Source organism: Pseudomonas sp. MYb13 (genome assembly GCF_002980075.1).
Classification (GTDB): Bacteria; Pseudomonadota; Gammaproteobacteria; order Pseudomonadales; family Pseudomonadaceae; genus Aquipseudomonas; species Aquipseudomonas lurida.
Window position 1 is genome coordinate 102830 of record NZ_PCQI01000009.1, and the last position, 26639, is coordinate 129468.

At 61.9% G+C, this 26639-nt stretch carries 26 protein-coding genes and 1 pseudogene; 10 read left to right on the forward strand and 17 right to left on the reverse strand.

Features of this window, described 5'->3' with window-relative positions; genetic code table 11:
* The first annotated feature begins 116 nt into the window (after nt 1–116).
* Nucleotides 117–881: a response regulator gene (locus CQ002_RS17465; protein ID WP_105161901.1), complete on the forward strand. Its 765-nt coding sequence runs from the start codon at nt 117–119 to the stop codon at nt 879–881.
* Nucleotides 881–1921 (forward strand): HAMP domain-containing sensor histidine kinase, encoded by a 1041-nt coding sequence (locus CQ002_RS17470; RefSeq protein ID WP_105161900.1) that lies wholly within the window; start codon nt 881–883, stop codon nt 1919–1921. Before CQ002_RS17465 ends, CQ002_RS17470 begins: the two co-directional genes overlap by 1 nt.
* 33 nt (nt 1922–1954) lie before the next feature.
* Here CQ002_RS17470 and CQ002_RS17475 read toward each other — a convergent pair whose 3' ends face one another.
* The 9 genes from CQ002_RS17475 to CQ002_RS17515 form a co-directional block, all read right to left on the reverse strand.
* Entirely contained in the window at nt 1955–3016 is a 1062-nt protein-coding gene (locus CQ002_RS17475) for an AI-2E family transporter (RefSeq protein ID WP_034102983.1), read from the reverse strand.
* Nucleotides 3017–3088: 72 nt separating this feature from the next.
* Nucleotides 3089–3907, reverse strand: coding sequence for a DUF4892 domain-containing protein (locus tag CQ002_RS17480; RefSeq protein WP_105161899.1), 819 nt, complete (start codon nt 3905–3907; stop codon nt 3089–3091).
* A gap of 102 nt (nt 3908–4009) precedes the next feature.
* A complete protein-coding gene (locus CQ002_RS17485; protein ID WP_034102979.1) occupies nt 4010–4864 on the reverse strand; it encodes an alpha/beta hydrolase in 855 nt (284 codons plus the stop codon).
* The gene (locus CQ002_RS17490) at nt 4861–5664 is read right to left on the reverse strand and encodes an alpha/beta fold hydrolase (protein WP_034102977.1); all 804 of its coding nucleotides are present in this window, start codon (nt 5662–5664) and stop codon (nt 4861–4863) included. The genes CQ002_RS17485 and CQ002_RS17490 overlap by 4 nt, the downstream gene beginning before the upstream one ends.
* 97 nt (nt 5665–5761) lie before the next feature.
* On the reverse strand, nt 5762–6205 hold the full coding sequence (locus tag CQ002_RS17495) for a hotdog fold thioesterase (protein ID WP_034102975.1): 444 nt from the start codon (nt 6203–6205) through the stop codon (nt 5762–5764).
* Nucleotides 6206–6235: 30 nt separating this feature from the next.
* A complete protein-coding gene (locus tag CQ002_RS17500; protein ID WP_105161898.1) occupies nt 6236–7885 on the reverse strand; it encodes an AMP-binding protein in 1650 nt (549 codons plus the stop codon).
* 85 nt (nt 7886–7970) lie between these two features.
* Nucleotides 7971–8420: a phosphohistidine phosphatase SixA gene (sixA, locus tag CQ002_RS17505; protein ID WP_105161897.1), complete on the reverse strand. Its 450-nt coding sequence runs from the start codon at nt 8418–8420 to the stop codon at nt 7971–7973.
* Nucleotides 8417–8764: a DUF4389 domain-containing protein gene (locus CQ002_RS17510; protein ID WP_034102968.1), complete on the reverse strand. Its 348-nt coding sequence runs from the start codon at nt 8762–8764 to the stop codon at nt 8417–8419. The genes sixA and CQ002_RS17510 overlap by 4 nt, the downstream gene beginning before the upstream one ends.
* Nucleotides 8765–8774: 10 nt before the next feature.
* Complete coding sequence (locus tag CQ002_RS17515) at nt 8775–9800, reverse strand: NAD(P)H-dependent glycerol-3-phosphate dehydrogenase (RefSeq protein ID WP_034102966.1); 1026 nt, start codon at nt 9798–9800, stop codon at nt 8775–8777.
* A gap of 195 nt (nt 9801–9995) precedes the next feature.
* Between CQ002_RS17515 and CQ002_RS17520 the strand changes: the two genes are divergently transcribed.
* The 5 genes from CQ002_RS17520 (at nt 9996) to fabB (ending at nt 16954) form a co-directional block, all read left to right on the forward strand.
* A complete protein-coding gene (locus CQ002_RS17520; protein ID WP_316249714.1) occupies nt 9996–12128 on the forward strand; it encodes a TonB-dependent siderophore receptor in 2133 nt (710 codons plus the stop codon).
* A 1-nt stretch (nt 12129) separates the two neighbouring features.
* On the forward strand, nt 12130–13059 hold the full coding sequence (locus CQ002_RS17525) for an ABC transporter substrate-binding protein (RefSeq protein WP_034102962.1): 930 nt from the start codon (nt 12130–12132) through the stop codon (nt 13057–13059).
* Complete coding sequence (locus CQ002_RS17530) at nt 13056–14957, forward strand: ATP-binding protein (protein WP_034102960.1); 1902 nt, start codon at nt 13056–13058, stop codon at nt 14955–14957. Before CQ002_RS17525 ends, CQ002_RS17530 begins: the two co-directional genes overlap by 4 nt.
* Nucleotides 14958–15206: 249 nt before the next feature.
* A complete protein-coding gene (gene fabA, locus CQ002_RS17535) occupies nt 15207–15722 on the forward strand; it encodes a 3-hydroxyacyl-[acyl-carrier-protein] dehydratase FabA (RefSeq protein WP_010211704.1) in 516 nt (171 codons plus the stop codon).
* Nucleotides 15723–15733: 11 nt separating this feature from the next.
* Entirely contained in the window at nt 15734–16954 is a 1221-nt protein-coding gene (fabB, locus tag CQ002_RS17540; protein WP_017134470.1) for a beta-ketoacyl-ACP synthase I, read from the forward strand.
* A gap of 189 nt (nt 16955–17143) precedes the next feature.
* Here fabB and CQ002_RS28935 read toward each other — a convergent pair whose 3' ends face one another.
* The 3 genes and pseudogenes from CQ002_RS28935 to CQ002_RS17550 form a co-directional block, all read right to left on the reverse strand.
* Nucleotides 17144–18007, reverse strand: a complete 864-nt coding sequence (locus tag CQ002_RS28935; RefSeq protein WP_371919462.1) for a methyl-accepting chemotaxis protein — start codon at nt 18005–18007, stop codon at nt 17144–17146.
* Nucleotides 17999–18769 (reverse strand): annotated as a pseudogene (locus CQ002_RS28940) (MCP four helix bundle domain-containing protein); the annotation flags it as partial. The gene CQ002_RS28935 and the pseudogene CQ002_RS28940, both read right to left, overlap by 9 nt.
* 95 nt (nt 18770–18864) lie before the next feature.
* Nucleotides 18865–19857, reverse strand: a complete 993-nt coding sequence (locus tag CQ002_RS17550) for an amidohydrolase family protein (protein WP_197984508.1) — start codon at nt 19855–19857, stop codon at nt 18865–18867.
* A 170-nt stretch (nt 19858–20027) separates the two neighbouring features.
* On the opposite strand from CQ002_RS17550, the gene CQ002_RS17555 reads away from it, so the two are divergent.
* Together CQ002_RS17555 and CQ002_RS17560 are read left to right on the forward strand one after the other, a co-directional pair.
* Nucleotides 20028–20444, forward strand: a complete 417-nt coding sequence (locus tag CQ002_RS17555) for an OsmC family protein (protein WP_034102952.1) — start codon at nt 20028–20030, stop codon at nt 20442–20444.
* 64 nt (nt 20445–20508) lie between these two features.
* Nucleotides 20509–21375 (forward strand): pirin family protein, encoded by an 867-nt coding sequence (locus tag CQ002_RS17560; RefSeq protein WP_105161894.1) that lies wholly within the window; start codon nt 20509–20511, stop codon nt 21373–21375.
* A gap of 99 nt (nt 21376–21474) precedes the next feature.
* Here the strand turns inward: CQ002_RS17560 and CQ002_RS17565 are convergent, their stop codons facing one another.
* The 4 genes from CQ002_RS17565 to CQ002_RS17580 all read right to left on the reverse strand — a co-directional run bounded on the left by CQ002_RS17565 (nt 21475) and on the right by CQ002_RS17580 (nt 25189).
* Nucleotides 21475–22203 (reverse strand): dienelactone hydrolase family protein, encoded by a 729-nt coding sequence (locus tag CQ002_RS17565; RefSeq protein WP_105161893.1) that lies wholly within the window; start codon nt 22201–22203, stop codon nt 21475–21477.
* 66 nt (nt 22204–22269) lie between these two features.
* Nucleotides 22270–24174, reverse strand: a complete 1905-nt coding sequence (htpG, locus tag CQ002_RS17570; RefSeq protein WP_025858543.1) for a molecular chaperone HtpG — start codon at nt 24172–24174, stop codon at nt 22270–22272.
* Between the two features lie 89 nt (nt 24175–24263).
* Nucleotides 24264–24716 (reverse strand): PaaI family thioesterase, encoded by a 453-nt coding sequence (locus tag CQ002_RS17575; RefSeq protein WP_034102946.1) that lies wholly within the window; start codon nt 24714–24716, stop codon nt 24264–24266.
* Complete coding sequence (locus tag CQ002_RS17580) at nt 24713–25189, reverse strand: PaaI family thioesterase (RefSeq protein WP_034102944.1); 477 nt, start codon at nt 25187–25189, stop codon at nt 24713–24715. Before CQ002_RS17580 ends, CQ002_RS17575 begins: the two co-directional genes overlap by 4 nt.
* Nucleotides 25190–25347: 158 nt before the next feature.
* Between CQ002_RS17580 and CQ002_RS17585 the strand changes: the two genes are divergently transcribed.
* Entirely contained in the window at nt 25348–25599 is a 252-nt protein-coding gene (locus CQ002_RS17585) for a hypothetical protein (protein ID WP_010211724.1), read from the forward strand.
* A 90-nt stretch (nt 25600–25689) separates the two neighbouring features.
* On the opposite strand, the gene CQ002_RS17590 is transcribed toward CQ002_RS17585, so the two are convergent.
* Nucleotides 25690–26427: a DUF599 domain-containing protein gene (locus tag CQ002_RS17590; RefSeq protein ID WP_034102942.1), complete on the reverse strand. Its 738-nt coding sequence runs from the start codon at nt 26425–26427 to the stop codon at nt 25690–25692.
* Between the last annotated feature and the right edge of the window lie 212 nt (nt 26428–26639).

Genomic DNA, 26639 nt, shown 5'->3' on the forward strand with positions numbered 1-26639 from the left:
ACATGCCCCCAACACGCCCCACGGCTAGCCTCGCCCGCACGACCCACCGAGCAGCACTTCCAGCCATGGGGCTGGGCGCCTATGCTGACCGCAACAACAGGGCAGATGATCGCATTATGCATACCCCTCCCGTCTCCATGAACGACGAGCAAAAAGGCGCGATGATCGCCGATGACAAGCGTTGGAACACCCGCGCGCTGATCGTCGACGACGATGTGCCGATCCGCGAACTGCTGATCGACTACCTCGCGCGCTTCGGCATTCTCGCCACAGGCGTCACCGACGGCACCGCCATGCGCCAGGCCATGCAGGCTGAAACCTTTGACGTGGTGGTGCTCGACCTGATGCTGCCGGGCGAGGATGGCCTGTCGCTGTGCCGCTGGTTGCGCGCGGAATCGGACATCCCGATCCTGATGCTCACCGCCCGCTGCGAACCCACCGACCGCATCATCGGCCTGGAACTGGGCGCCGACGACTATATGTCCAAGCCCTTCGAACCGCGTGAACTGGTCGCGCGTATCCAGACCATCCTGCGCCGCGTGCGCGATGACCGCACCGAACAGCGCGCCAATATCCGCTTCGACAACTGGCGCCTCAACAGCGTGCTGCGCCAACTGGTGGCCGACGATGGCCTGGTGGTGCCGCTGTCCAACGCGGAATTCCGCTTGCTCTGGGTGTTTATCGAGCGCCCGCGCCGGGTGTTGAGCCGCGAGCAATTGCTGGATGCCGCACGTGGCCGCTCCATCGAAGCCTTTGATCGCAGCATCGACTTGCTGGTCTCGCGACTGCGGCAAAAACTCGGGGATGACCCCAAGGCACCGCAACTGATCAAGACCGTACGCGGTGAAGGCTACCTGTTCGACGCCCGGGATATCGGCTGATGCGCAACGCCTTCAACACGCTGTTCGGTCGACTGTTTGGCGTGTTGTTGGTGGCCATTGTCCTGGCCCACGTGCTGGCGATCTCCTGGTTTCGCTATTACGGCCCGCCCCCTCCACCACCGCCTCAGGAAGTGTTCGTCGAGCAGCCGGACGGCTCCATGAAGCCACTGCATAAAGAGCACCGCCGCCCCTGGTTCGGTGGCCCAGTGGTGCCGCTGACGTTCCAGTTCATCTCGCTGATCATCGCGGCCTGGTATGGCGCCAAGTTGCTGAGCCGGCCGATCCAGCGCCTGAGTGAAGCCGCTGAGCGCTTGAGCCTGGACCTCGACAGCCCGCCCCTGGACGAGTCGGGGCCACAGGAGGCACGGCAGGCGGCATCGACCTTCAACCTGATGCAACGGCGTATCCGCGAGCAGGTCAGCCAGCGTGCGCGCATGCTCGGCGCGGTTTCCCATGACCTGCGCACCCCGCTGTCACGCCTCAAGCTGCGCCTGGAACAAATCGAAGACACCAAGCTGCAGGGCCAGATGCGGCAGGACCTGGACGACATGATCGGCATGCTCGACGCCACCTTGAGCTACCTGCACGAACAACGCACCGGCGAAACCCGGCATTGGCTGGACGTGCAAGCGTTGGTCGAGTCGATGAGCGAAAACGCCCAGGACCAAGGCTCCGATGTGCAATTTGCCGGCACCTGCGCGCCCCTGCAAGTGCAGCCCATGGCCTTGCGTTCGTGCCTCAATAACCTGATCGACAACGCCTTGCGCTATGCCGGCACGGCGCGCATCGAGCTGACGGACAGCCGCGAAGCGTTGATCATCCGCGTGATCGACCACGGCCCCGGCATCGCCGCCGACAAGCGTGAGGCCGTGTTCGAGCCGTTCTATCGGCTGGAGGGGTCACGCAATCGCAACTCCGGCGGCGTCGGCCTGGGCATGACGATTTCCAAGGAAGCGGCCGAACGCCTCGGCGGTCGACTGGAGTTGGAGGAAACACCAGGCGGTGGCTTGACTGCGGTGATGTGGCTGCCAAGGACCTGAGTGCCAAGCCCCACATTAGCCCTCACATAACAGTTACAGCGGCTTGTCTTCGCGGCGCCCCTGGGCCTGGGTCGCACTCCAATCCATCAGCAGGCTGTAGGCCACCGCCAGCAAGGTCGGGCCGATGAACAAACCGATAAAACCAAAGGCAATCAAGCCGCCGAACACCCCGAGCAGCACGATCACCAGCGGCAGGTTGCCGCCTCGGCTGATCAGGTAAGGTTTGAGCACGTTGTCCACGCCACTGATGATGAACGTGCCCCACACACCGAGGAACACCGCATAGGTGTAATCGCCCTTCCAGGCCAGCCAGGCTGTGGCCGGAATCCACACCAGCGGCGGGCCCATGGGGATCAGGCTGAGCAGGAAGGTGACGATGCCCAGCACCAATGCACCCGGAACGCCAGCGATCAGGAAGCCGATCAGCGCCAGTAAGGCCTGGGCGGCGGCGGTGCCGATCACGCCATTGACCACCCTTTGTACCGTCCCCGCCACCAGTTCGATGTAGTAGCCGGCACGGTCACCGATCAAGCGCTCCAGCAGACGATGGACGAACATCGCCAGGCGCGGCCCGTCGCGATAGAAAAAGAACACGAAGACCAGGCTCAGGGTCAGTTCCAGGATGCCACCGCCGATCTGCGCACTGCGCGCCAGCAACCAATTGCCGACTTGCCCCAAGTACGGCTTGATGCTGACCATCAAGGCCGCGCCCTGCTGGTCGATGCTGTCCCACATCGCCACCAGCCGTTCGCCAACAAAGGGGATCGAACCCAGCCAGGTGGGTGCCTCCGGCAGGCCATCGACCTGGATATCCTTGATCAAGGCCGTTGCATCGCGCACATGGTCCGCGAGGTTAAAGCCCAGCCACACCAGCGGCAGCGCCACCAGCAACATCCAGCACAACGTGAGGATGCCGGCTGCCAGGGATTCGCGCCCACCCAGCCAGCGGGTGAGCAGGACCATCAGCGGCCAACTGGCAAACGCCAGCACCGCGCCCCAGAACAGCGCCGACCAGAACGGCGCCATCACCCAGAAACTGGCACCGAACAGCACCAGCAGCAGGATTTGCACCAGCAGGCGATCGTTATTGAGCATGGGGTATCTCTGAAAAAAGGCTGTAGGAAGAGAGCTTAGGCGAACGGCGCGGGTCCGTTCGCCCTGTAACGGTCAGCGTATCAGATGCAGGTGCAGGCCTTTGGTTTCAGCGGTGCCGGTTTCCATGCGCGCGGCGCGTACGCCTTTGTCGACCAAGGCCTGGCGCCACGCTTCGGCGTTCGGGCCGGTCAAGCTTACGCGCAAGGTCGCGTCAAGGTTCAACCCGCGGGAAATCAGGGTCAGCCAGGTGTCGTCAGGGTCACCGCCGAGCGCGGGAAAATCCAGCTCACCGGTGCTTTTCAACTCACGCAGCAGGGTCGCCGAGGTGGGCAACAGGTTGCCCAGCGGCGCACTGGCATCCAGTTGCTCCACATGCAGGTAGGCGCGGCGATTGCCGCGGGTGATGCCGTACAGCGCCACCAGGGAGTTGTCCTGCGGGGCTGCCAGGCGCAGCAGCAGGTATTCCTGTTGGCCGTCGGCACCGACCAGCTTGGCGTTGCCGAATACTTCATTGGCCCACAGGCTGCTTTCGCCACAATCGCGGGCCTGGCACCAGAACAGCAACTGCGCGCCCTGCGCCTGCAACGCTTCGCGCGTTGCGGTAAACGCCGCGCTGGAGCTGTGTTCGGCGGGCAGTTCATAGGTAATGGCCGTGGCTTGCCCACGGGCGGTGGCCTGGCCTTCGTAACGCAGTTGGCCGCTGATCTTGCGAATCGCGCCCATGGGGTAGATGCGTTCCTTCTCTTCGGCCGGCCGGTAGTCGACGATCTGTGAGTCGAGCTGCCGGGACACTGCAGGTAAATCCTGACTTCCCGGCACATCGGCGGCGAACACCAGGGGGCTGAAACAGCACAGCCCGAGGGCACGGAGACATCCTTTACGTAGGCTCATCGGATAAATAAGCCCTGGCCATCGGTGCGCACAGCGGTGTTGAGATGGTTCATGGTTGACTCCCTTTCAATCCGCCCAGCCTCGGCAGTTGACCGCCCCAAGTCAAGGCGCGGAGAAGAACCGATTGAAACAGTCTGCAACAAGGACCGCGCCGGACTCATCATTCAGGTGTAAATGATGGCCACCCGGCAGCGTAGTGACCGTAAAAGGTAGCTGAGAAAGCAATTCGGAATGTTTCGCCAGCATGCCCTCAGCGGCGACCACCAGTTGCGTAGGGCAACTCACTCGCCGCACGAAGGCCATGGCTTGCTCGTCGGTCAGACGCATCGGCGACGCCAGGGTCAAGCGGCTGTCGGTACGCCAGGTGTAACCGCCAGGCACCGGCATCAAGCCCCGTTGGGCCAGCAGTTCTGCGGCTTCGCGGCTGACCGCCACCACGCCTTTCATGCGCGCCTCGACCGCTCGATCCAGGGTGTTGTAGACCGGCTTGCGTTTGTCCTGCAGGTTCAGCTGCGCCTGCAAGGCCATGCCCAGGCGCTCGGCAGCATTCTCGCCGCTGGCAGTCGGCGGGATCACACCGTCGATCAATCCCAGGTGCGTCACGCGCTCCGGCAACGCACCGGCCAACACCAGCGACACGATGGCGCCGAGGGAGTGGCCAAGTAATGCAAAACGTTTCCAGCCCAGTTGCTCGGCCACTTGCAGCACATCGAAAACGTAATCCCACAGCGCATAACCGGCGCCCGTAGGACGATGCGCCGAATGCCCATGCCCGGCCATGTCCAGTGCAACGATGCGCAAGCCCTGGAGCTTGGGCGCCAGTCGCGCAAAGCTGTTGGCGTTGTCCAGCCAGCCATGCAGGGCGATCACCGGCAAACCGTCTTCAGGGCCGAACAGATGGGCCGCCAGTTCGATATGCGGCAGGCCCAGGCGCACTTCTTCGACGGGTGTGCTCATGCGCAACTGCGCTCGCGGGCTTCCCAGCGGGAGAACAGGTTCTTGATCAACGTCGCGGTGTCCTGTGGGCGTTCGAGGGGGAACATGTGGCCGCCGGGCATGGTGAGCATTTCCCCCATGGGCAGGCGCCCGACACCACTGGCATGGTGACGCATCACCACCCGGCTCTGCCGGCCCCGCACCACCGCCAGCGGCACCTTCAACTGGCGCACCTGGCCGGGGCTGGTGTGGGGCACGCCCCGGTAGATGCTGATCTCGGTGGCCGGGTCGAAACGCAGCCGCAGGCGGTCACCCACCTGATGCAGCCCGTGTTGCAAGTAGGCGTCGAAGCATTCCGGGTCAAAACCACGGAACAGGGTCTTGCCAGCGAAGTAGCTGCGCGCGGCATCCAGGTCGCTGAATTCTTCGCGACGGCCGAGGGTGCGGCCGGCCGGGGTCAGGCGGTCGATGAACCCGAAGCGCTTGGCTGCGCGGATCACCCAGCGGTCGGCGCGGGTCAGCACCGGAGAGTCGAGCATGACCACCCCGCGATACAACTGCGGGCAACGCATGGCTGCGTGCAGGTGCAGCACGCCACCGAGTGAATGGCCCACGCCCCACACCGGCTCCGGTTGCTGCTCCAGGTGATGGATCAGTTCGTCCACCAGGTTCTGCCAGTTATCGTCCACCGGAAAACGGGGGTCGTGACCGTGCTGCGGCAGGTGAGCCACCGCGTATTCCGGGGCCAGCGCGGCAAATAACTTGCCGTAGGTGGCCGAGGGAAACCCATTGGCGTGGGCAAAAAACACGTGCTGCGACATACCGGACCCATCTAAAAAAACAGAGATTGATTGTCACCATGCCCGGCCGGCACAGCAATGACTGTAACTGCCAGGAATGATGACACTCACGCCACGCCTATCGCGCCGGTGGGTTCTCGCCCAGCGGCACCACGGCCATGGTCAGGCGCGAGACGCAACTGGCCTTGCCATCGTCGCTGGTCAAGCGGATGTCCCAGACCTGCGTGGTGCGACCGATATGAATCGCCTTGGCCACCGCCGTCACGCGCCCGCTGCGCACACCGCGCAAGTGGTTGGCGTTGACCTCCAGCCCTACGCAATAGAACTTGCTGGCGTCGATGCACAAGTAGGCCGCCATCGAGCCGACGCTCTCCGCCAGGACCACCGACGCACCGCCATGCAGCAAACCATAGGGCTGATGGGTACGGTGGTCGACCACCATGCTGGCGGTCAGGGAGTCGTCGTCGAAGCTTTCAAAGCGGATATCCAGCAGTTCACCGATGGTGTTTTTCTGGATCGCATTGAGTTGATCGATATTCGGTTGGGTGCGCCACAGGCTCATGCCGTTGTCCTTTTTGGTTTTATGATGGTCCTAATCCTGCCACAGAACAGATTCGGAACGCTCGCTCCAGGCCTGGAATTGTGCACCGTAAGTCGATTCGATCACGTTGCGCTTGATCTTCAGGGTCGGGGTCAGGAAGCCGTTCTCTACCGCCCAGTTGTCTTTCACCACCACCAACTGGCGCAGGCGTTCATGTTTATCCAACGCCTGGTTGACCTGTTCCAACCAGCGTTCAAGGCTGCTGCGCAGCGCATGTGGGTCCTCGTGCACCGCCGACAGCACGCACAGGCCTATCGGTGCGGTGAGGCCATCGCCCACCACGCACACCTGCTCGATACACACATGTTCGGCCAGGCGGTTTTCAATCGGCGCCGGGGCCACATATTTGCCTTTGCTGGTCTTGAAGATTTCCTTGAGACGCCCGGTGAGACGCAGGCGGCCATCGGCATCCTGTTCGCCCTTGTCCCCTGTACGCAGGAAACCATCGGCGGTGATCGTCTCGGCGGTTTTCTGCGGGTCCTTGTAGTAGCCGAGCATGGTCGCACCACTGCGCACCTGGACTTCGCCCACGGGATCGATGCGGACTTCCACGCCGGGGCATGGCAGGCCGATCCAGCCGAGGGTCTGCTGGCCGGGACGGCACACATGGGAGTAGCCGCAGCTCTCGGTCATGCCATACACCTCAAGCACGTCCAGGCCCAGGCGTTGATACCAGCTCAGCAGCGCTTCAGGCACGGGCGCCGCACCGGACAGGGCGATACGCAATGCGTCCAGGCCCAGGCCGGCGAGCACCTTGTGGCCCACGCGCTTGCCGATGAAAGGCAGGCGCAGCAGCGTGTCCAGGCGCTTCGCCGGGATTTTGGCGTACACGCCCATCTGGAATTTGGTCCAGATACGCGGCACGCCAAACAGCGCGGTGGGACGTGCCCTGCGCAGATCGGCCAGAAACGTGTCCAGGCTTTCGGCAAAAAACACCGTTTGTCCCGTGTAGATCGCCGCCATTTCCACAAACATCCGCTCTGCCACATGACACAACGGCAGGTACGACAGCAGCCGGTCGCCCTCCCCCAACCCAAACAACTCGGTGCCACGGGTCGCCGCAAACCCCAGGGCGCCGAAGCTGTGCATCACGCCTTTGGGCAGGCCAGTGGTGCCGGAGGTATAGATGATCGTGGCCAGGTCCGCAGCGGCGGGCTGTGGCTCGTCCTGGATCGGTGAGCAGGCTTGCAGGTCGGCCCAACTGAAATCGAATGCGCCCGACGGGCACAACGGCAAGCTGACTGTCGGCACACTCGCCGGTACTCCGGGCGCCATGGCGCTCCAGTCGTCGAGTTTGCCGATAAACACCAGTGCCGCCTCGGAATGGGTGAGCACATGGGCGACGGAGTCGGCAGTGAGGTTGGGGTACAGCGGCACCGAGACATGCCCGGCCATCCAGATCGCCAGGTCGGCGATGATCCAGTGGGCGCAGTTCTTCGAGATCAGCGCAATATGAGAGCCCCGGGGCAACTCCCGGGCGCGCAGCCAGTGCGCGGCGCAACGCGCCTGGTGGCCGACGTCGCCCCACGTGAGGCGGTGCACCTCGCCACCGCCTACGGGTTGGACCAGAAAGGTTTGGCGCGGATGTCGCGCTTCACGTTTGAAGAAGACCTGCAACGGCAAACGAAAAGCGACGGGCATGGGACGCGCTCCTTTGTGGTCCGACGATAGCCAACCAAGCACTTGCTCGGTTGACTATATAGCACACACAAAGCAGCGAAAACGCCTACGGATTATTCACACTGACCAGGCTCATCAGCCCCGCCAGCGGGAAATCCCCTTCCAGTTCCGCCAGGCTGGCGGTGTACATCGGCTGCGGCTGACGCTGATGGCCATGCTGCAGGAAGCTGATCAGGCTGCCCACCAGCGGTTGATGGCTGACCAGCAGCACGTTGTCATCGCTGTCGAGTTTCTCCAACACCTGCTGCGGGTTACCCTCGGGGGTCAGCCACGGCACCGTGCGAATGTCCGGTTCGAAGCCCAACGCCTCACGCACCAGGTGCGCGGTCTGCTGCGCTCGCACATAGGGGCTGGCGATGATGGCGCTGAGCGGCTGGCCGATCAGGTGCGCAGCACTGCGCAACACTTCGGCGCGGCCATGCTCAGTGAGGTTGCGCTCGGCATCCGTGCGCGCATGCCCTTCGGCCTCTCCGTGGCGCAGTACCCACAGCTTCACAGCTTCGGCTCTTCATCGCGCACCGGGTGCGGCGCCGGCGGCACGCTGTGGGCGGCTTCGCCCTCAGGCGCTCGCGGGGTTGGCCAGTCGGCGAACGGCCAGGGCTTCTGTTCGGTATGGAAGCTGCCGAAACGGCCGATCTGCGCGAGGAACTGGCTAAGACTGTCGCCCACGTTCATCAGGCCCAGGTTCGGTGCGCCGTAGACCAGGCGGTAGATCAGTTGCACCACCACCAGCGCACCAAGCAGGAACTGCGCTACCTGCCAGACCAGCGCGAACACCAGCATCCAAAGGATGCGCAGGGCAATGGATTCGTACGTGGGGGCTGCTTTGGGATCGTTCATGACGCGTTCCTCAGTTGAAACCACTGGTGGAAATAAAGTCGACATCGGTTTTGGGTTCGGCGCGCATCAGCAACTCGATGACCTGGTTCAAGGTGCGCCCTTCAAACAGAATCGCGTGCAGCCCGGCGACCAGCGGCATATAGACGCCGACCTCCTGAGCCTTGGCCTTGAGCACCTTGAGGGTGTTGACCCCTTCGGCCACTTCGCCCAGGCGCGTCACCGCGTCTTCCAGGCTCAGGCCCTGGCCCAGGGCGAACCCGACCTGGTAGTTGCGGCTCTTCGGCGAGGAGCAGGTGACGATCAAGTCGCCCACGCCCGCCAGCCCCAGGAAGGTCATCGGGTTGGCGCCCTGGTTCACTGCAAAGCGGGTCATCTCGGCCAAGGCACGCGTGATCAACATGCTTTTGGTGTTTTCGCCCATGCCCAGCGCCACGGCCATGCCGGCAATGATCGCGTAGACGTTCTTCAGCGCACCGCCCAGTTCGACGCCAAAGCGGTCGCTGCTGGCGTAGACCCGGAAGGTGCGGCCATGCAGCACGGCCTGGACACGTTCACAGAGTGCTTCGTCTTCACTGGCGACCACCGTGGCGGTCAGCGCGTGCTCGGCGACTTCCCGTGCCAGGTTCGGCCCGGACAGCACGCCAATGCGCGCCAGGGGCGCGATCTCTTCAAGGATTTCACTCATCAGCTTGAAGGTCTGCGGCTCGATGCCCTTGGTCAGGCTGACCAGCAGCTTGCCCGCCAAACGTTCGGCGTGGGGCGCCAGCACCGAGCGCAAGGCACTGGAGGGCAACGCGACGAAGCACAGGTCGCAGGCCGTGAGGGTTTCCAGCAGGTCCGTCACGGGTTCGACCGCGGGATGAATCTTGATGCCTTTGAGGTAACGCGGATTTTCCCGGTGCACCCGAATGGCCTCGGCTTGTTCGGGGTCGCGCATCCACTGGCGCACAGCGTGGCCGTTCTCGGCCAGCAGGTTTGCCACGGCGGTACCAAAACTTCCGCCTCCCAGGACCGCGATAGGGCGCTGTTCAGTCATATGCAATCCGTTAATCCATACCAGTGGCGATGGCGGCATTATACGGGCCGACCCGCTTGCGGCCAGCCCCCGAATGAATTCATGCGTTTGTCGGAAAATGCCACGTTTACATGAAGTAATTGCAAGTCCTACGACTGGCAAAAGGCCCCACCTCAGTTAACATGGGCGGCTATCCGCAATTATCAAGGCCGTGCCGTGTATCTGGGCCCTCCTCCTCGTTCATCTGTGTGGCTGATGCTATTGGGCATGCCGTTGTGCAGCAGCGCAGCGCTGGCCGATGACCTGTTCCTCGACAGCCAGCCGCTGCCCCAAGTGTTGACCGCTACGCGCCTCAAGCAATCGGCCGCCGCCGTGCCCGGCAGCATGACCGTGATCGACAGCGAGCTGATCAAGGCCAGCGGCGCGCGGGACATCAGTGAGTTACTGCGCCTGGTACCCGGGATGATGGTCGGCTACACCACCGGCAACCAGGCGGCCGTGAACTACCACGGCACCAGTGCCAGCGATGCGCGGCGCATGCAGGTGTTGATCGACGGCCGCTCGGTATACCGCGCGGGCCTGGCCACCGTCGACTGGAGCGACATTCCGGTGGCCATGGAAGATATCGAGCGGATCGAAGTCTTCCGCGGCCCCAACACCGTCAGCTATGGCGCCAATGCCTTGATGGCGGTGGTCAACATCCTTACGCGCTCACCGGCCAACAGCCACGGCACGCGGGTCAAGGTGGTGCGCGGCGAACTCGGGATCAATGACTTCTATGCCAGCCAGGGCGTGGGGTGGGAAACCGGTGACTTGCGCCTGTCCCTCTCCGGTCAGCAGGACGACGGCTTCGACAGCGATGCAGCGGGCGCCGACCGCCGTGACAGCCGCCGCCTCAACCGCTTCAGCCTGGCGATCAGCCAGACGTTGAACGCGCAACAGAGCATCGACTGGCAACTGGATGCGAAGGAAGGTACTAACCAGCGTCCTTATACTTACAGTCCGGTATTTGCCGGGATTACCGAAGGTGGCAACAATTCCGACGTCACGGCCAAGGACTACGCCGGCTCCCTGCGCTGGAACTTCGACTTCAACCCTGACCACAGCCTGTACATCCAGGGCTCGGCGCAACAGTGGGACCGCCGGCAAATCTGGAAGGCCTGTGATGCCAAGGTGTCCTTCAGCCCGGAGCTGACCCAGTTATGGCAGCTGAACCCCAACTACGCCGAACTGCTCGCACGGCATATGGACACCTACAGTCAAGGCAGCGCGCCACCAGGTAGCGCCGCCGAGCAGGCCCTGGCCAACCAGGTGCTGCAGCAGTGGCGCGACGGTGCCAGCCAAAGCGTGTGCGGTGATATCGACCAGAGCACCCGCGAAAGCCGCTACGACCTGGAGATTCAGGACACCCTCAGCCTGTCCGACAGCCTGCGCCTGGTCAGCGGCATGAACTACCGCTACGACCGGGCAGACTCCGATACCTACTTCGACGGTACCCTGGACGACACCACCTGGCGCCTGTTCGGCCAGTTGGAATGGCGCGCCAGCGAGCATTGGCTGCTGCAAGGCGGCGCCATGTATGAAGACACTCACCTGAGCGGCAACTCGCTGACGCCTCGGGTGGCGGTCAACTACCTGATCAACCCGCGCCATGGCTTGCGCGCGGTGTATTCCGAAGCGATTCGCTCGCCGGACATGTTCGAGAACAACGTCAACTGGAGTTATCGCGTCACCAACCTCAGCTCCCCCGCCTACGGGCAGACCACCGGGCAATACTTCGTAAAGACCCGGGGCCCGGGCAACCTCGATAAAGAGATGATGAAGTCGCGGGAACTGGGGTACAACGGCTTCTTTGCCGACATCGGGCTGAACATGGACGTGAAGTTGTTCTACGACGAGATCACCGACATGATCAGCTCACCGCTGCGCAACAACCAATACATTGCCAGCAACGCCAACAGCGCACGGTTCACCGGCGCCGAATCCCAATTCGACTGGCGCGTGAGCAACGCCGACCGACTGCGGCTGACCTATGCTTACGTCGATGCAGACACCAGCAACCCGCGGGACAAGGCGCAGACCGCACGCAATAGCGGCTCCGCCGGCTGGTTGCGTGAGTGGGGCCATGGCTGGTCCAGCGCGCTGTTCTACTATGGCGATGACGCGCTCAACCAATATCGCTTCGAACGGGTCGACCTGCGGGTGGCCAAGCGCATTGCCCTGGGCAAAGCCAACGTGGAGCTGGCCGGCATGTTGCAAGAACGCCTGGATAACCAGCCCACCACCTGGGCCGATAACAATTATGACCATCGCCACGTGCTCTACTTCAGCGCGGAGTTAGAGTTCTGACATGGGCGACTCGTCACGGATGACCTGCCTCTTGATCACCACGCTCTGGCGACGCGCGGTGCTGCTCGTGTGCCTGCTATTGCCCGCGCCGGCCTGGAGCGCCGATATCCTGCTGACCGCCGCCGAAGACGGCGCTGGGGTGCAGGCCTTTGCCCAGGCCCTGGCGCAGCAACGTCCCGAAGACCACGTCACCTTCACGGCCCTCAAGGACTTGCCAGCCCCTGGTCGACTGCCGGCCAACACGCGGTTGATCCTGCTCGACCTGCCCGGCCTCGAATGGCGCCTGCAGGACAACCAGGGCCCGCCAACCCTGGTGCTGCGCATCAGCCGGCTGCAGGCCCACCAGCGCCTGGGCAGCACGCAGCACCCGCGCATCAGCCTGCTGTGGAGTGACCCGCCGCTGGATCGCCAACTGCACCTGATCGCCAGCATCCTGCCCCAGGCGCGGCGGATCGGCGTGCTCTACGGCGACGACAGTGAGTTCCTCCTGCCCGAGTTGCGCCAGCACGCCACCCCCCTGGGCCTGGAGATCGTGCCTCAGCGCTGGGACAACATTAATGACAGTCGGCCACTGCAGACCCTGTTCCGCAACAGTGACGTGTTGCTCGGCCTCGACGACCCGCAGTTGTACAACCCGAAAACCGCGAAGAACCTGTTGCTGAGCAGCTATGCCCAGCAATTGCCGCTGGTGGGCCCGAATGCGGGCTTCGTGCGAGCGGGCAGCCTGGCCAGCACCTACAGCGACCAGGCCGACTGGCTGGCCGTGCTCGACCGCCTGCTCGACCACTCGCCGGCCAACTGGCCACGCTCGCTCTACCCGGAACACTTCAAAGTCGTGGGCAACCCGCAAGTCGCGCGCTCACTGGGGATCGAACAGGTGGACGAAACCAGCGTCGCCACCCGATTGGCCGAAGGAGAAAAACGCCCATGACCTTGCGTCGTCGCTGGGACATCAACACCCGCACGCAGCTCATCACCCTGGGCCCGGCGCTGTTGCTGACGTTGCTGTTGATCAGCTTCTTCACCTTCGTGCGCATCCAGGACCTGCGCCAGGAACTGGACCACACGGGCCAACTGATCGCCAACCAACTGGCGCCTGCCACCGAGTACGGGGTGATTTCCGGCAACAATGATGTGCTCGACAGCCTGCTGCGCGCCACGCTGGCCACGCCTCACGTGCGTTTCCTGGAGATTCAGGACAGCAGCGAGAACATCCTGGTTTACGTCGAGCAACCCTCGGAGAAACACGACCGCTCGCTGTCGGTAAAAGTCTTCCAGGCGCCGATCCGCCTGCAACACATTCAGTTGGGCAATGATTTCTTCCAGGACAACCTCAACGAATCCAAGGCACCCCGTGCGGACTACCTGGGACGGGTCATCGTCGGCATGTCCAACGACGCCTTCAGCCAGCGCCAGCAGGAGATCCTGTTCAAGGCTGGCATCCTCGCGCTGTTCGCCCTGCTGTTTACCTTCCTGCTCGCCCGGCGCCTCGCCGCCAGCCTTTCGCAGCCGATCAGCGCCATGGGCCATGCGGTGAAGGCCATCCAGCAAGGTGACTACAAGACGCCGCTGCCGATCGTGGATGACTCGGAGCTGGGCGACCTGTCGCGGCATATCAACAACCTCGCCGAAGGTCTCAACCAGGCCAGTCGCGAACAGCAACAAGCCATGGCCCAATTGATCCAGACCCGCGAAGAGGCCGAGCGCGCCAACAATGCCAAGTCGGATTTCCTGGCGATGATGAGCCATGAGCTGCGCACGCCCATGAATGGCGTGCTGGGCATGCTGCAGTTGCTGGAAACCACGGAGATGACCGAGGAGCAGGCCGAATACGCGGCGTTGGCCTCCGAGTCGACCGAGCATCTGCTCAAGGTCATCAACGATATCCTCGACTTTTCGCGCATCGAACGGGCCGCCCTGGAACTGGAGCACATTCCGTTCAACCTGGCCGACCTGATCAACAGCTGCGCCCAGGCGTTCCAGCACAGCGCCCAGCAGCGCGGGTTGGCGCTGGAGCTGTCGATTCCGCCAGGGATGGACACCTTGCGGGTGCAGGGCGACCCGACGCGGATCCGTCAGATCCTGGTGAACCTGATCGGCAACGCGCTGAAGTTCACCGAGCACGGCAACGTCAGTATCGAGCCGCATTGGCAGGCACTCGACCATGAACTGGTGTGGTTCACCTGCACCGTGCGCGACAGCGGCATCGGGATTTCCGCCGAGCGCCTGGAATTGATGTTCGATGCGTTCCAGCAGGCCGACAGTTCCATTTCAAGACGTTACGGCGGCACCGGCCTGGGCCTGCCCATCGCCCGCACCCTGGCTGAACGCATGGGCGGCACCCTGCGCGCCCAGAGCGAAGAAGCCCGCGGTTCGGTGTTCACCCTGGAAATCCCCCTGGCCATCGACCAGCACAACGTACCGGCCATTGCCAGCGACGCTGACGGCAAGGCCAGCGCTGGCAATGGCCGCCATGTCCTGCTGGTGGAAGATAACCCGGTCAACCGCGCCGTGGTCGAAGCCATGCTGCGCAGCCTGGGCTTTGAAGTGAGCCTGGCCGCCGACGGCGCCGAGGCGATTCGCAGCGCTGAAAGCCTGATTTTCACGGTAATCCTGATGGATTGCCGGCTGCCGCTGATCGATGGCTACGAAGCCACCCGGCAGATTCGCCAGTTGCCGGGCTGCGCCGACCTGCCGATCATTGCCCTCACGGCCAACGCCTTGCAGGGCGACCGCGAAGCCTGTTTGGCGGCCGGAATGAACGATTACCTGGCCAAGCCGTTCAAACGCACGGATTTGCAGCAAATCCTGCAACGCTGGGTGCAATAGCGCCGCGCCATCAGCCAACTCCGACTGGCGTGAAAGACGAAAGTGCGGCAGTCTTAGGCACCCGAACGGGCCCATAAACAGGCCCGGTTTAAAATTTCAGTGAACAAGTGTACATTCAGTACCTTGCCGCTGTGACTTTCACTACAACGCAATAGTCTATGTGTAGGCTGCCGACATGAGGCATGAACGCTTCATTCGGTTCGGGAAGATTTGCCCTACCCTGCCGCATGGGATTATTGAGGAGCTCGCATGACCAAACAAAACGCCTTTACTCGGGAAGACCTGCTGCGCTGCAGTCGCGGTGAGCTGTTCGGCCCAGGTAACGCGCAACTGCCCGCCCCGAACATGCTGATGGTGGATCGCATCACCCATATCAGTGAAGAGGGTGGCAAGTACGGCAAAGGTGAATTGGTCGCCGAGCTGGATATCACCCCGGACCTGTGGTTCTTCGCCTGCCATTTCGAAGGCGACCCTGTCATGCCAGGTTGCCTGGGCCTCGACGCCATGTGGCAGCTGGTCGGCTTCTTCCTCGGCTGGCAAGGCCTGCCAGGCCGCGGTCGCGCCCTGGGTTCGGGCGAAGTGAAGTTCTTTGGCCAGGTCCTGCCGACCGCCAAGAAAGTCACCTACAACATTCAAATCAAGCGCGTCCTCAAGGGCAAGCTGAACCTGGCCATCGCCGATGGTTCGGTGAGCGTCGACGGTCGCGAGATCTATACTGCCGAAGGCCTTCGGGTCGGCGTATTCACTTCCACTGACAACTTTTAAGGGTTATCCGCATGCGCCGCGTCGTTATCACTGGTCTGGGCATCGTTTCTTGCCTGGGCAATGACAAAGAGACCGTCACCGCTAACCTGCGTGCAAGTCGCCCTGGCATCCGCTTCAACCCGGAATATGCCGAAATGGGTCTGCGTAGCCAGGTTTCCGGCTCCATCGACCTGCCCCTCGAAGAACTGATCGATCGCAAGATCTATCGCTTCGTCGGCCACGCTGCCGCCTACGCCTACCTGGCGATGAAAGACGCGATTGCCGACTCAGGCCTGAGCGAAGACCAGGTATCGAACGTACGCACCGGCCTGATCGCCGGCTCCGGCGGCGCATCGACCCTCAACCAGATGGAAGCGCTGGATATCCTGCGCGAAAAAGGCGTGAAGCGCGTTGGCCCTTACCGTGTCACGCGGACCATGGGCAGCACCGTTTCGGCCTGCCTGGCCACGCCGTTCCAGATCAAGGGCGTGAACTACTCGATCTCCTCCGCATGCGCCACCAGTGCTCACTGCATCGGTACTGCCGTTGAGCAGATCCAGCTGGGCAAGCAGGACATCGTGTTCGCCGGCGGCGGTGAAGAAGAGCATTGGAGCCAGTCGTTCCTGTTCGACGCCATGGGCGCACTGTCCACCCAGTACAACGAAACCCCGGAAAAGGCCTCCCGCGCCTACGACGCCAAGCGTGACGGTTTCGTCATCGCTGGCGGTGGCGGCATGGTGGTGGTCGAGGAGCTGGAACACGCCCTGGCCCGTGGCGCCAAGATCTACGCGGAAATCGTTGGCTACGGCGCGACGTCCGACGGCTATGACATGGTTGCCCCAAGCGGTGAAGGCGCCATCCGTTGCATGCAGATGGCAATGTCCACCGTAGACACCCCAATCGACTACCTGAACACCCACGGCACCTCGACTCCGGTCGGCGACGCCAAGGAAATGGAAGGCGTGCGTGCGGTATTCGGCGACAAGGCCCCGGCCATCAGCTCCACCAAGAGCCTGTCCGGTCACTCCCTGGGCGCCGCCGGCGTTCACGAGGCGATCTACTGCCTGCTGATGATGGAAGGCAACTTCATGGCCGGTTCGGCCAACATCGACGAGATTGATCCGGTTGTGGCTGACATGCCGATCCTGACCAAGACCGTTGAGAACGCAAAAATCGACACCGTGATGAGCAACAGCTTCGGCTTCGGTGGCACTAACGCCACCCTGGTGCTGAAACGCTGGCAGGGTAAATAAACCCCGCAGGTTGATCACATGAAAAAGCCCCGACTGGTTCGGGGCTTTTTTGTGGGTGACTCAATTCAAAACCGAGTTGCCTGCGTGGCGAGCAAGCCCGCCCCCACATTTGACCGAGTACATCCTGAAGGAATGCGCTCGAGTGTAGGAACGGGCCTGCTCGCGAAGGGGCCACCTCGGTCTACTGCCCTACACCGAGAATCGCGCCACCATGGTGTTCAGGTCCACCGCCAACCGCGACAGCTCCTGGCTGGCCGCACTGGTCTGATTCGCCCCCGTCGAGGTCTGGTGCGCCAGGTCGCGGATATTCATCAGATTGCGATCCACCTCACGCGCCACCGCCGCCTGCTGCTCCGACGCACTGGCGATAACCAGGTTGCGCTCATTGATCAAGGTGAACGCCGAGGCAATCTCCTCCAGCGCCGTGCCCGCCGACTTGGCGATGTCCAGGGTCGAGCGTGCGCGGCTGTTGCTCTGCTGCATCGAGCTGACCGCCTGATCGGTGCCTTGCTGGATCCCGCTGATCATCTGTTCGATTTCCCGGGTCGACTGTTGGGTGCGATGGGCCAGGGCGCGCACCTCATCGGCCACTACTGCAAAGCCACGCCCGGCGTCCCCGGCGCGTGCGGCTTCAATCGCGGCATTCAGCGCCAGCAGGTTGGTCTGCTCGGCAATCGAGCGAATGACGTCCAGTACCTTGCTGATGCCGTAGACCTTCTGGGCCAGGTCCTCGACCTGCATCACGTTGTCGGTCACATCGGTGGCCAGCGCCTCGATCGACACCACCGTCTGGTGCACCTGCTCGCGCCCATGCTGGGCAATGCGATCGGACTCGCGTGACGCCTGGGACGTGGCCACGGCATTGCTCGCCACTTCCTCCACCGCAGCGGTCATCTGGTTGACCGCCGTAGCTGCCTGTTCAATTTCCTGGCTTTGCTGGTGCAACCCGCGGGTGGCGTCTTCGGTGACGCAGTTGAGCTCCTCGGAAGCCGAGGCCAGTTGGTTGGATGACTCGGAAATACGCCGGATGGTATCGCGCAGGTTCTCCTGCATGCCCTTGAGCGCCTGCTGCAGGCGCGCTGGCTCATCGTTGCCACTGAGGCTGATCTCACCCGTCAGATCGCCACTGGCTACGCTTTGGGCCACTTTCAATGACTGCGCCAAGGGCAATACGATGCTGCGCGTCAGCCATACCGCCAGGCCGATGGTGATCAGCGCCGTGAGCAGGATCATGCCGATCACCCAACTGCGTGACTGGGTGAACACAGTTTGCGCCAGGCTAGCTGCCTGGTTGGCACTGGCTTTGTTGAGGTTGACCAACTCATGCAGCGTCGCCGCCAGCTCATCAGCGAGCTGGTTCATCTCGCCATTGACCACCCGGATCGCGTTGTCCAACTGGTTGGCCTTGGAAAACCCCATGACCTGCTCCTGGCGTTGCAGGTATTGCTGCTCCTGGGCCTTGAAGCGATCAAACAGCGTACGCTCCTCAGGTAACACGATCAGCGCCTCGTAGAGCGCCTGGGCCTGGTGCAGGCCGTTTTTCAGGTCACCCAGCTTCTGCTCGTTCTGCGCCAGCGCCTGGGGATCGCGGTTGACCAGCAGACGCAAGGTCAGTGCACGAATACGCAGCAAATCCTGGCTCATCTCCCCCACCGCCATGACGCTGGGCAGCCAGTTGTTTTCCACCTGGTCCGACTGCTGGCGCATATTGCCCATCTGCAACAGGGCAAAGCCGCCCAGGGCAAACACCATCAAGGCCAATATGCCAAACCCCAAGCCTGCGCGCGGGGCGATATTCAGACTTCTGATACTCATGCCTTGGCTCCTTCCAATTGCGCTGCATCCAATTGCAGCTGGCTCTTGAAAGGTATCGGCGCCTTATCGCCTTTGCGTAAGACGAAAACGCGATATCAACGCCGCTCACCATCGCGAGCAGGTTTAGGCAGGATGGCCAGGAAGTTGTCACGCGCGACTTTACGGGCGACCGCCTCAGGCAATGCATCCAGGAAAGGGTCAAAGCGGCGCATTTCATTACCCAGCTTATTGAAACGCCCCACGACGTCCGAACCCAACATAAAGCGCTCCGGGAAGCGCTCCACCAGCGTTACCCACTCTGGGCGTGGCTCACCCGCGTCATCCAGCAAGTATGGCGTGAGCATGCTCCAGGACAGGTCGATGTACAGGTTGGGATAGGCCTCGAGCATGCGGCTCAAGGTGGGCAGCAAAAAGTCCATCTGCACCTGGTGGCGGTGAATTTCCTTGCTGGTGCCAGCATGGGCCCAGATGAAGCGGGTATGGGGATGGTTGCGCAGCGGCTCCTCCACCTCGGCCAGGTACAGCGGGTTGCGCTCGCGCTTGGAGGTGATGTTGGAGTGCAGCATCACCGGCAGGTCGTTTTCCGCCGCCAGGTGATAGATGCGCGTCATGGCTTCGTTATTGGCGCGCGGTGTGTCACCCGCGGTGATGGCCGTGAGGTCGTCATGACGGGTGAAGACTTCGCCGATGCCTTGCCACAACCCTGGGTTGAGGTCGAGCATGCGCTGGATGTGGGCAGCGGAGTTCTTGTCATTGGGGTTGAAGCCGGACAGGAACGGATGAAAGTGCTGGCGCTGCTCGGGGGTCAGTTTATTGACCGCTGCGGCCACGATCACATCGGTGGCGCTGTACCAGTAGGCATCCGCGTCATCACCGGCGTAATAGCGCGGGCGCTTGGGTTCGTCTTCGTGCCATTTCTTTGCGACCGGTATGCCGGAAATCATCACGTGATCGATGCGGTTATCGGCCATCGCCTTGAGCAGCTTGTCCATGCCCGCGGTTTCCTGGAAGAAGTCGACGTAATGCAGGTGCGCATCGCTGTAGGCATAGTCACGGGCCTGCACGGCAAGGCTGCTGGCGGCGAGCATCAGGGCAAGAGTCAGGCGGGTCCAGGGCACGGTAAAACCTCGATAAGGGCTGATACGGGTAGACCTTGCGCGCCCCGCCGGGGTTCATCCAGCAAAAAACGCGGAACACCGCAGTGCCAGCATGCTCTATAACTGCATGACCTTCATCCTGCCATCCTGTGAGGTTTACCATGCCTGTTACCGTAAATACCCTGAACCAGGACAATTTTCGCCACAGCCTCAACATCGACAACCACGAGTTGTTCACCGACCTGCCCAAAAGCCTGGGTGGGGATGATTCGGCGCCCTCCCCCCATGACTACTTCGACGCCGCCCTGGCCTCGTGCAAAGCCCTGACGCTCAAGCTGTACGCGCAGAAAAAAGACATCCCGCTCACCGGCGTGACCGTGGAGGTCACCCATGACGCCGCCGAAGAGCAAAAGGGCAAATACACGCTCAACGTCAAGCTGACGCTCAAGGGCGTACTCACCGATGAGCAGCGTGATGAACTGCACCGCGTGGCGGATCGCTGCCCGGTGCACAAATTGATGACCACAGCCGAAATCAGCATCGACACGCAACTGTCGGAAGGCGCGTTCAGCCAATAGCGGCAACCTCCCGTCGAGCGGGTTATGCTCAGCAGTACCTAACCCGCTCAGACTGGGACGCACCATGACCCCCTTCACCGTGATCCGCCCTCGCCCCGAAGATGTCGAGGGCCAGCCCATCCTGCGCCCGCTGCCCTCGCGGGAATGCCGCAGCGTCGGGCCTTTCGTGTTCTTCGACCATATGCTGCAGACCCGCTACGCGCCGGGTGATGGCATGAACATCCGCCAACACCCGCATATCGGGCTGTCGACCCTGACGTATCTGTTTGAAGGTACGTTGCAGCACAAGGACAGCCTGGGCTCGGACCAGGTGGTGCAGGCCGGTGATGTCAGCTGGATGACCGCCGGCAGCGCGATTGCCCACGTCGAACGCACACCCGAGGCGGTCAGGGCCAAGGGTTTCAGCCTGCATGGGCTGCAGGTGTGGCTGGCCTCCCCCAAGGACCACGAGACGGGCCCCGGGCACTACAGCCATCACCCGGCGGCGAGCCTGCCGGTGAGTGACAACCTGGGTGTACAGATCCGCCTGATTGCGGGCAGCGGGTTCTGCCTCAAGTCACCAGTGCCAGTGCTATCGCCCACCCTGTATGCCGAGGTGCAGATGCAAACGGCCACGACCCTGCTGATTGCCGATGAGCATGAAGAACGCGCGGTGTATGTGCTGGAGGGTGACGCCCAGTTGGACGGTGAGGCGCTTGAAGTTCACAGCCTGGTGGTGTTGCCGGCCGGTCAGGAGATGACACTGTTTGCCGAGAGTGGTTGCCACCTGGTGGTGTTGGGTGGCGCACCGCTGGATGGGCCTCGGCGGATCAACTGGAATTTTGTCGCGAGTGATCCGGCGGTGATCGACCAGGCCAGGCAGCGCTGGGCGGCCGGGGATTGGCCGACGGTGCCGGGTGAGTCTGAAAGAATCGAGCTGCCGTTGAGATAGCCATCCCAGGCCAGCCAGCGCCCACATCTACCGGTGTGCACCGATCAAAATGTGGGCGCTGGGCTTGAGCGCGATGAAGCCGCAGCAGGCGCTGAAGAATCAGGCCTTGAACACTTCATCCAACAGGTTATGCATCGACTGGAATGCCCGCTTGGCGGTCTTCGCGTCATACATCATCTTGCCCGGCACATTCGCATGCGGATCGGTGAAGGAATGCACCGCGCCGCCGTAGCTCAGCAATTGCCAATCCACGCCGGCCGCATTCATTTCATCTTCGAACGCAGGCAGTTGCTCTTTAGGCACCAATGGGTCGGAAGCGCCGTGCAGGACCAGCACTGAGCCCTTGATGTTTTTCGCGTCCGCCGGGTTCGGCGTGTCGAGGGTGCCGTGGAACGAGATGGCAGCCTTGAGCGGCGCACCGGTGCGCGCCAGTTCCAGGGAACAGCAACCACCGAAACAGAAACCGAACGTCGCCAGTTTCGACGTATCAACGCCAGCCTCGGTCTGGCGCTGCAGTTGCTCGAACGCCGCCTGCATGCGCTTGTTCAACAATGCACGGTCGTTCTTCAACGGCATCATCGCAGCGCCGGCTTCATCGCCATTCGACGGGCGTACGGTCTGCCCGTAGAGGTCGGCGATCAGCACCACATAGCCCTTGCCGGCCACGCTCTTGGCGATCTCTTCGGCACCCGCCCCCACACCCATCCAGTTCGGCGCCATCAGCAGGCCCGGCAACGGGCCCTTGTGGCTGGCATCGAACGCGAGGCGGCTCTCATAAGACTGGCCATCAATCTGATAGACCACGGAACGTACAGTGACTTGGCTCATCATTTACTCCAGTTGAGGTGCGTCAGAACGAAAAAACCCGCCGAAGCGGGTTTTTCTACAACGGTGTCAGACCGACAGTTCAACCAACAGCTTGTTCAGTCGGCGCACATAGGCGGCCGGGTCTTTCAAGCTGTCGCCAGCGGCCAGGGCCGCCTGGTCGAAGAGGATGTGCGACAGGTCGCCAAAGCGCTCTTCGCTCTGCTCGCCGTCGAGTTTCTCGATCAGCGGGTGAGCCGGGTTGAACTCGAAGATCGGCTTGGAATCCGGAACCTTCTGGCCGCTGGCTTCCAGGATCTGGCGCATCTGCATGCCCAAATCCTGCTCGCCGATGGCCAGGATCGCCGGGGAATCGGTCAGGCGGTGGGAAACCCGCACTTCGCTGACGGCATCGCCCAGGGACGCCTTGATCCGCTCAACCAGGCCCTCTTTGGACTTGGCGACTTCCTCGGCTTCTTTCTTCTCTTCTTCAGAGTCCAGGTTACCCAGGTCGAGGTCACCACGGGCCACGTCGACGAAGGACTTGCCGTCGAACTCGTTGAGGTAGCTCATCAGCCACTCATCGATACGGTCGGTCAGCAGCAGCACTTCGATGCCTTTCTTGCGGAAGACTTCCAGGTGCGGGCTGTTCTTGACCTGAGCGTAGGTTTCGCCGGTGAGGTAGTAGATCTTGTCCTGACCTTCCTTGGCGCGTGCCAGGTACTCGGCCAAGGACACGACCTGCTCGCCGTCGTCGCCCTGAGTCGAGGCAAAACGCAGCAGGCCAGCGATTTTTTCCTTGTTGGCAAAGTCTTCCGCCGGGCCTTCTTTCATGACCTGGCCGAAGTTTTTCCAGAAGCCTTTGTATTGTTCAGGCTCGTTCTTCGCCAGTTTTTCCAGCATGTCGAGCACGCGCTTGGTCAGCGCCGACTTCATGGAGTCGATGATCGGGTCTTTCTGCAGGATTTCCCGCGACACGTTCAAGGACAGGTCGTTGGAGTCGACCACACCCTTGATGAAGCGCAGGTACAGCGGCAGGAAGGATTCCGCCTGGTCCATCACGAACACGCGTTGTACGTAGAGCTTCAGGCCTTTTGGCGCTTCACGCTGGTACAGGTCGAACGGAGCACGGGCCGGTACGTAGAGCAGCGAGCTGTATTCCAGCTTGCCTTCGACCTTGTTGTGGCTCCAGCTCAGCGGGTTTTCGTAGTCGTGACCGATGTGTTTGTAGAACTCCTGGTATTCCTCGTCCTTGATCTCGGTACGCGGACGGGTCCACAGCGCGCTGGCGCGGTTGACCACTTCCCATTCCTGGGCAGGCGCTTCTTCGCCTTCAGCGGCCGCCTGTTCTTTCGGCAGCTCGATCGGCAGGGCAATGTGGTCGGAGTACTTTTTGACGATGTTGCGCAGGCGCCAGCCATCGGCGAATTCGTCTTCACCGGATTTCAGGTGCAGCACGATACGCGTGCCACGGTCGGCCTTGTCGATCGTGGCGATTTCGAATTCGCCTTCGCCTTTGGACGACCAGTGCACGCCTTCGCTGGCGTCGAGGCCGGCGCGGCGGCTGAACACTTCAACTTTGTCAGCCACGATGAAGGCCGAGTAGAAGCCCACGCCGAACTGGCCGATCAGGTGCGAATCTTTCTTCTGGTCGCCCGACAGGTTCTTCATGAAGTCGGCGGTACCGGATTTGGCGATGGTCCCCAGGTGGGTGATCGCGTCTTCGCGGCTCATGCCGATGCCGTTGTCTTCGAGGGTGACGGTCTTGGCGTCCTTGTCGAAGCTCACGCGGATTTTCAGTTCGGCGCCACCTTCCAGCAACTCAGGCTTGGACAGGGCTTCGAAACGTAATTTGTCGACAGCGTCAGAGGCGTTCGAGATCAATTCGCGAAGGAAGATTTCCTTGTTGGAATACAGCGAATGGATCATGAGGTGCAGCAGTTGCTTCACCTCGGTCTGGAAGCCCAGGGTTTCCTTTTGAGTTTCCACACTCATGGTCATCAAACTCCAATTGGATGGCAGTGGCCGCATCCGTGAGGGTTAGCGGCGGGTTGTCATCAAAGTTGGGGGCTAAGACCAGGATTTCAAGGGCGGCTCGATTCCTCGATCTTGAAATGCGCGCGGGCGGTGGCGATCGGCTCGGCCGCCGTGCTTTGCCAGGCGGTGATGGCCACATTGGCCACGCGCCGGCCCTGGCGCCACACCTGGCATTTGGCGTAGGTGTCGCGAAACTGGCCGGCGCGCAGGTAATCCAGGGAAAAATCGATGATTTTCGGAACGCCTGGCGCACCGGTGAGCACCAGCAGGTGCAGCGCGGCGGACAGCTCCATGAAGCCGGCGATCACTCCGCCGTGGAGCGCCGGCAATATGGGGTTACCAATATTGTCCTTGTTGGCCGGCAGGCGGAACAGCAACTCATCCCCGAGCCGCGTGCATTCAATGCCGATCAGCTTGGCGTAGGGGATCAGGTTGAGCAGCGCCTCGTAATCACCCCGTTCGTGGGCCTGCTCCAAGCGCGTCTTGAATCGATGTGTCATGCCTGTCCTCCCTTGATCGTATTGCTCAACCCTTGCGCACCCTTGAGGCGCTTGCCCATGCGCATAAACGTGCCCACCACATGGGCGATGGGTTGTTGCGGATCATCCTGGTAGGCAAAGCCACGGGTGAAGATCACGTCGGTGGTCACCCGGTAGCATTGGGCGAAGCCGTACACCGGCTGGTGTGGCGCAGCGGGATGCATGTAGTCAACGCGCAGGTCGAGGGTCGGGCACACCTCGAATTCCGGCAATACGCAGAGGGTGGCCATGCCGCAGGCGGTGTCCATCAGGGACGTCAGCGCGCCGCCGTGGATAACGCCGGTGCGCGGATCGCCGACCAGATGCGGGGCGTAAGGCATGAGCAACGTTATGCCCTCCTCACTGGCCTGATAAGCGGTGATACCCAGCACCTGACAGTGGCGCAAGGCGGACACAAAGCGCGTCGCACGCGCCAGCAAAGGATTTTCGGTCATTCGATACAGACTCTTATTTGTGTGGATCCGCGCAATAGAGGTGACGGCTGGAAGTTCCTCGGCGAGCGTCGTTTATATATCTGCGTAATAAAAGGAACTAATGCTGAACCCCCATGCTCGAAAGGCCAGTAGATATCTTCAATAAGGAGAAACACCCCATGCGCAAGACGTTAGCTATTTCCATGATGTTGGCCGCTGCCCTCGGTCTGGCCGCCTGTGACAAGAAATCCGAAGACAAAGCCCAAGATGCTGCTGCGCACTCCGAGCAAGCTCAGAAAGATATGGCGAAGGCTCAGGATAAAGTGAACGACGCTGCGAAAGAAAACGCCGATGCTGCCAAAGCTCAGGCTGAATCGAACGAAGCCGCCGCGAAAGAAGCAGCACCTGCTACCCCTGCCACCGGTTCTTGAGACCGCGGCTTGTAATAGCTTCGCTGCAAAAAGAAAGCCCGCTTAGATAGCGGGCTTTACTTTGCCTGGTGTTTTTATTGCCTGGGATAATCAAGCGGTCTCTTTAACCGCTTCCGCCGGCGGCGTATCCGTCTGCGTGTACACCATCACTTGCAGTACGTCGGAATGAAACTCCCGGCGATACAGCACCAGCACCACTCCACTGCTCATCAACATGAACAACCAGGGGCTGACAAACCACGCCAGCATGGTCATGCCGAAGTAATAAGAACGCAGGCCAAAGTTGAACTGGTTGGCGGCCATGGAAATCACCCGCGCCGCGCGCAGTGCGAACGCCTTGCGTTCCTGCTCCGACACATGCCGCTCACCGACCATTGGCGCCGAGCCGACCAGCACCGCCGCGAAGTTGTACTGGCGCATGCACCAACTGAACGTGAAGAATGCATAGACAAACACCAGCGCCAGGCAGAGCAGCTTGATCTCCGACATGCCCTGGGAGGCCTGCTGCACCATGGGAATGTCTGCCAGCAGCGACACCGCGCGCTCGGAGGCACCCAACACGGTGAGGATACCGGCCAGGATGATCAAGGTACTGGAGGCAAAGAACGAGGCATTGCGTTCCAGGTTGCCGATCACACTCGCGTCGGCGATGCGGTTGTCGCGCAGCAGCATGCGGCGCATCCAGTCTTCGCGGTACAGGTGCAGCACACTGGCCAGGCACGCTGTATCCCGAGCCTTCCACGTGGCATAACGGGTGTAGCCGCCCCAGCACAGGACGAACCAGAGCGCGGCAAGCAGGTGGATCTGATTGGCTTCGACGAACGACATGCGGGTCCCTATGACGAGCGCGACCCGTGTTGGGGCTGGCTTGCCTGCGATGGCGTCTGCTCAGTCACTGCTGAGCTAACTTGCACACCGCTGTCGCAGGCAAGCCAGCTCCCACACTGACCGCGTTTCAACTTGAAATTTTCTTAACCTGTTCGACGTTAACTCAGGCGAAAAGACACTGCCTGACACCCAAAAAAAATGCCCCGTATCGA

Coding starts and splice junctions, on each gene's coding strand:
- CQ002_RS17480 (WP_105161899.1), bottom strand. CDS start 3,907: ATGAGCCTACGTAAAGGATGTCTCCGTGCCCTCGGGCTGTGCTGTTTC.
- htpG (WP_025858543.1), bottom strand. CDS start 24,174: ATGAGTGTGGAAACTCAAAAGGAAACCCTGGGCTTCCAGACCGAGGTG.
- CQ002_RS17475 (WP_034102983.1), bottom strand. CDS start 3,016: ATGCTCAATAACGATCGCCTGCTGGTGCAAATCCTGCTGCTGGTGCTG.
- fabB (WP_017134470.1), top strand. CDS start 15,734: ATGCGCCGCGTCGTTATCACTGGTCTGGGCATCGTTTCTTGCCTGGGC.
- CQ002_RS17530 (WP_034102960.1), top strand. CDS start 13,056: ATGACCTTGCGTCGTCGCTGGGACATCAACACCCGCACGCAGCTCATC.
- CQ002_RS17500 (WP_105161898.1), bottom strand. CDS start 7,885: ATGCCCGTCGCTTTTCGTTTGCCGTTGCAGGTCTTCTTCAAACGTGAA.
- CQ002_RS17485 (WP_034102979.1), bottom strand. CDS start 4,864: ATGAGCACACCCGTCGAAGAAGTGCGCCTGGGCCTGCCGCATATCGAA.
- CQ002_RS17580 (WP_034102944.1), bottom strand. CDS start 25,189: ATGACCGAAAATCCTTTGCTGGCGCGTGCGACGCGCTTTGTGTCCGCC.
- CQ002_RS17515 (WP_034102966.1), bottom strand. CDS start 9,800: ATGACTGAACAGCGCCCTATCGCGGTCCTGGGAGGCGGAAGTTTTGGT.
- CQ002_RS17495 (WP_034102975.1), bottom strand. CDS start 6,205: ATGAGCCTGTGGCGCACCCAACCGAATATCGATCAACTCAATGCGATC.
- CQ002_RS17565 (WP_105161893.1), bottom strand. CDS start 22,203: ATGAGCCAAGTCACTGTACGTTCCGTGGTCTATCAGATTGATGGCCAG.
- CQ002_RS17555 (WP_034102952.1), top strand. CDS start 20,028: ATGCCTGTTACCGTAAATACCCTGAACCAGGACAATTTTCGCCACAGC.
- CQ002_RS17575 (WP_034102946.1), bottom strand. CDS start 24,716: ATGACACATCGATTCAAGACGCGCTTGGAGCAGGCCCACGAACGGGGT.
- CQ002_RS17585 (WP_010211724.1), top strand. CDS start 25,348: ATGCGCAAGACGTTAGCTATTTCCATGATGTTGGCCGCTGCCCTCGGT.
- CQ002_RS17550 (WP_197984508.1), bottom strand. CDS start 19,857: ATGCTCGCCGCCAGCAGCCTTGCCGTGCAGGCCCGTGACTATGCCTAC.
- CQ002_RS17590 (WP_034102942.1), bottom strand. CDS start 26,427: ATGTCGTTCGTCGAAGCCAATCAGATCCACCTGCTTGCCGCGCTCTGG.
- CQ002_RS28935 (WP_371919462.1), bottom strand. CDS start 18,007: ATGCAGGAGAACCTGCGCGATACCATCCGGCGTATTTCCGAGTCATCC.
- CQ002_RS17470 (WP_105161900.1), top strand. CDS start 881: ATGCGCAACGCCTTCAACACGCTGTTCGGTCGACTGTTTGGCGTGTTG.
- CQ002_RS17560 (WP_105161894.1), top strand. CDS start 20,509: ATGACCCCCTTCACCGTGATCCGCCCTCGCCCCGAAGATGTCGAGGGC.
- CQ002_RS17490 (WP_034102977.1), bottom strand. CDS start 5,664: ATGTCGCAGCACGTGTTTTTTGCCCACGCCAATGGGTTTCCCTCGGCC.
- CQ002_RS17510 (WP_034102968.1), bottom strand. CDS start 8,764: ATGAACGATCCCAAAGCAGCCCCCACGTACGAATCCATTGCCCTGCGC.
- CQ002_RS17465 (WP_105161901.1), top strand. CDS start 117: ATGCATACCCCTCCCGTCTCCATGAACGACGAGCAAAAAGGCGCGATG.
- fabA (WP_010211704.1), top strand. CDS start 15,207: ATGACCAAACAAAACGCCTTTACTCGGGAAGACCTGCTGCGCTGCAGT.
- CQ002_RS17525 (WP_034102962.1), top strand. CDS start 12,130: ATGGGCGACTCGTCACGGATGACCTGCCTCTTGATCACCACGCTCTGG.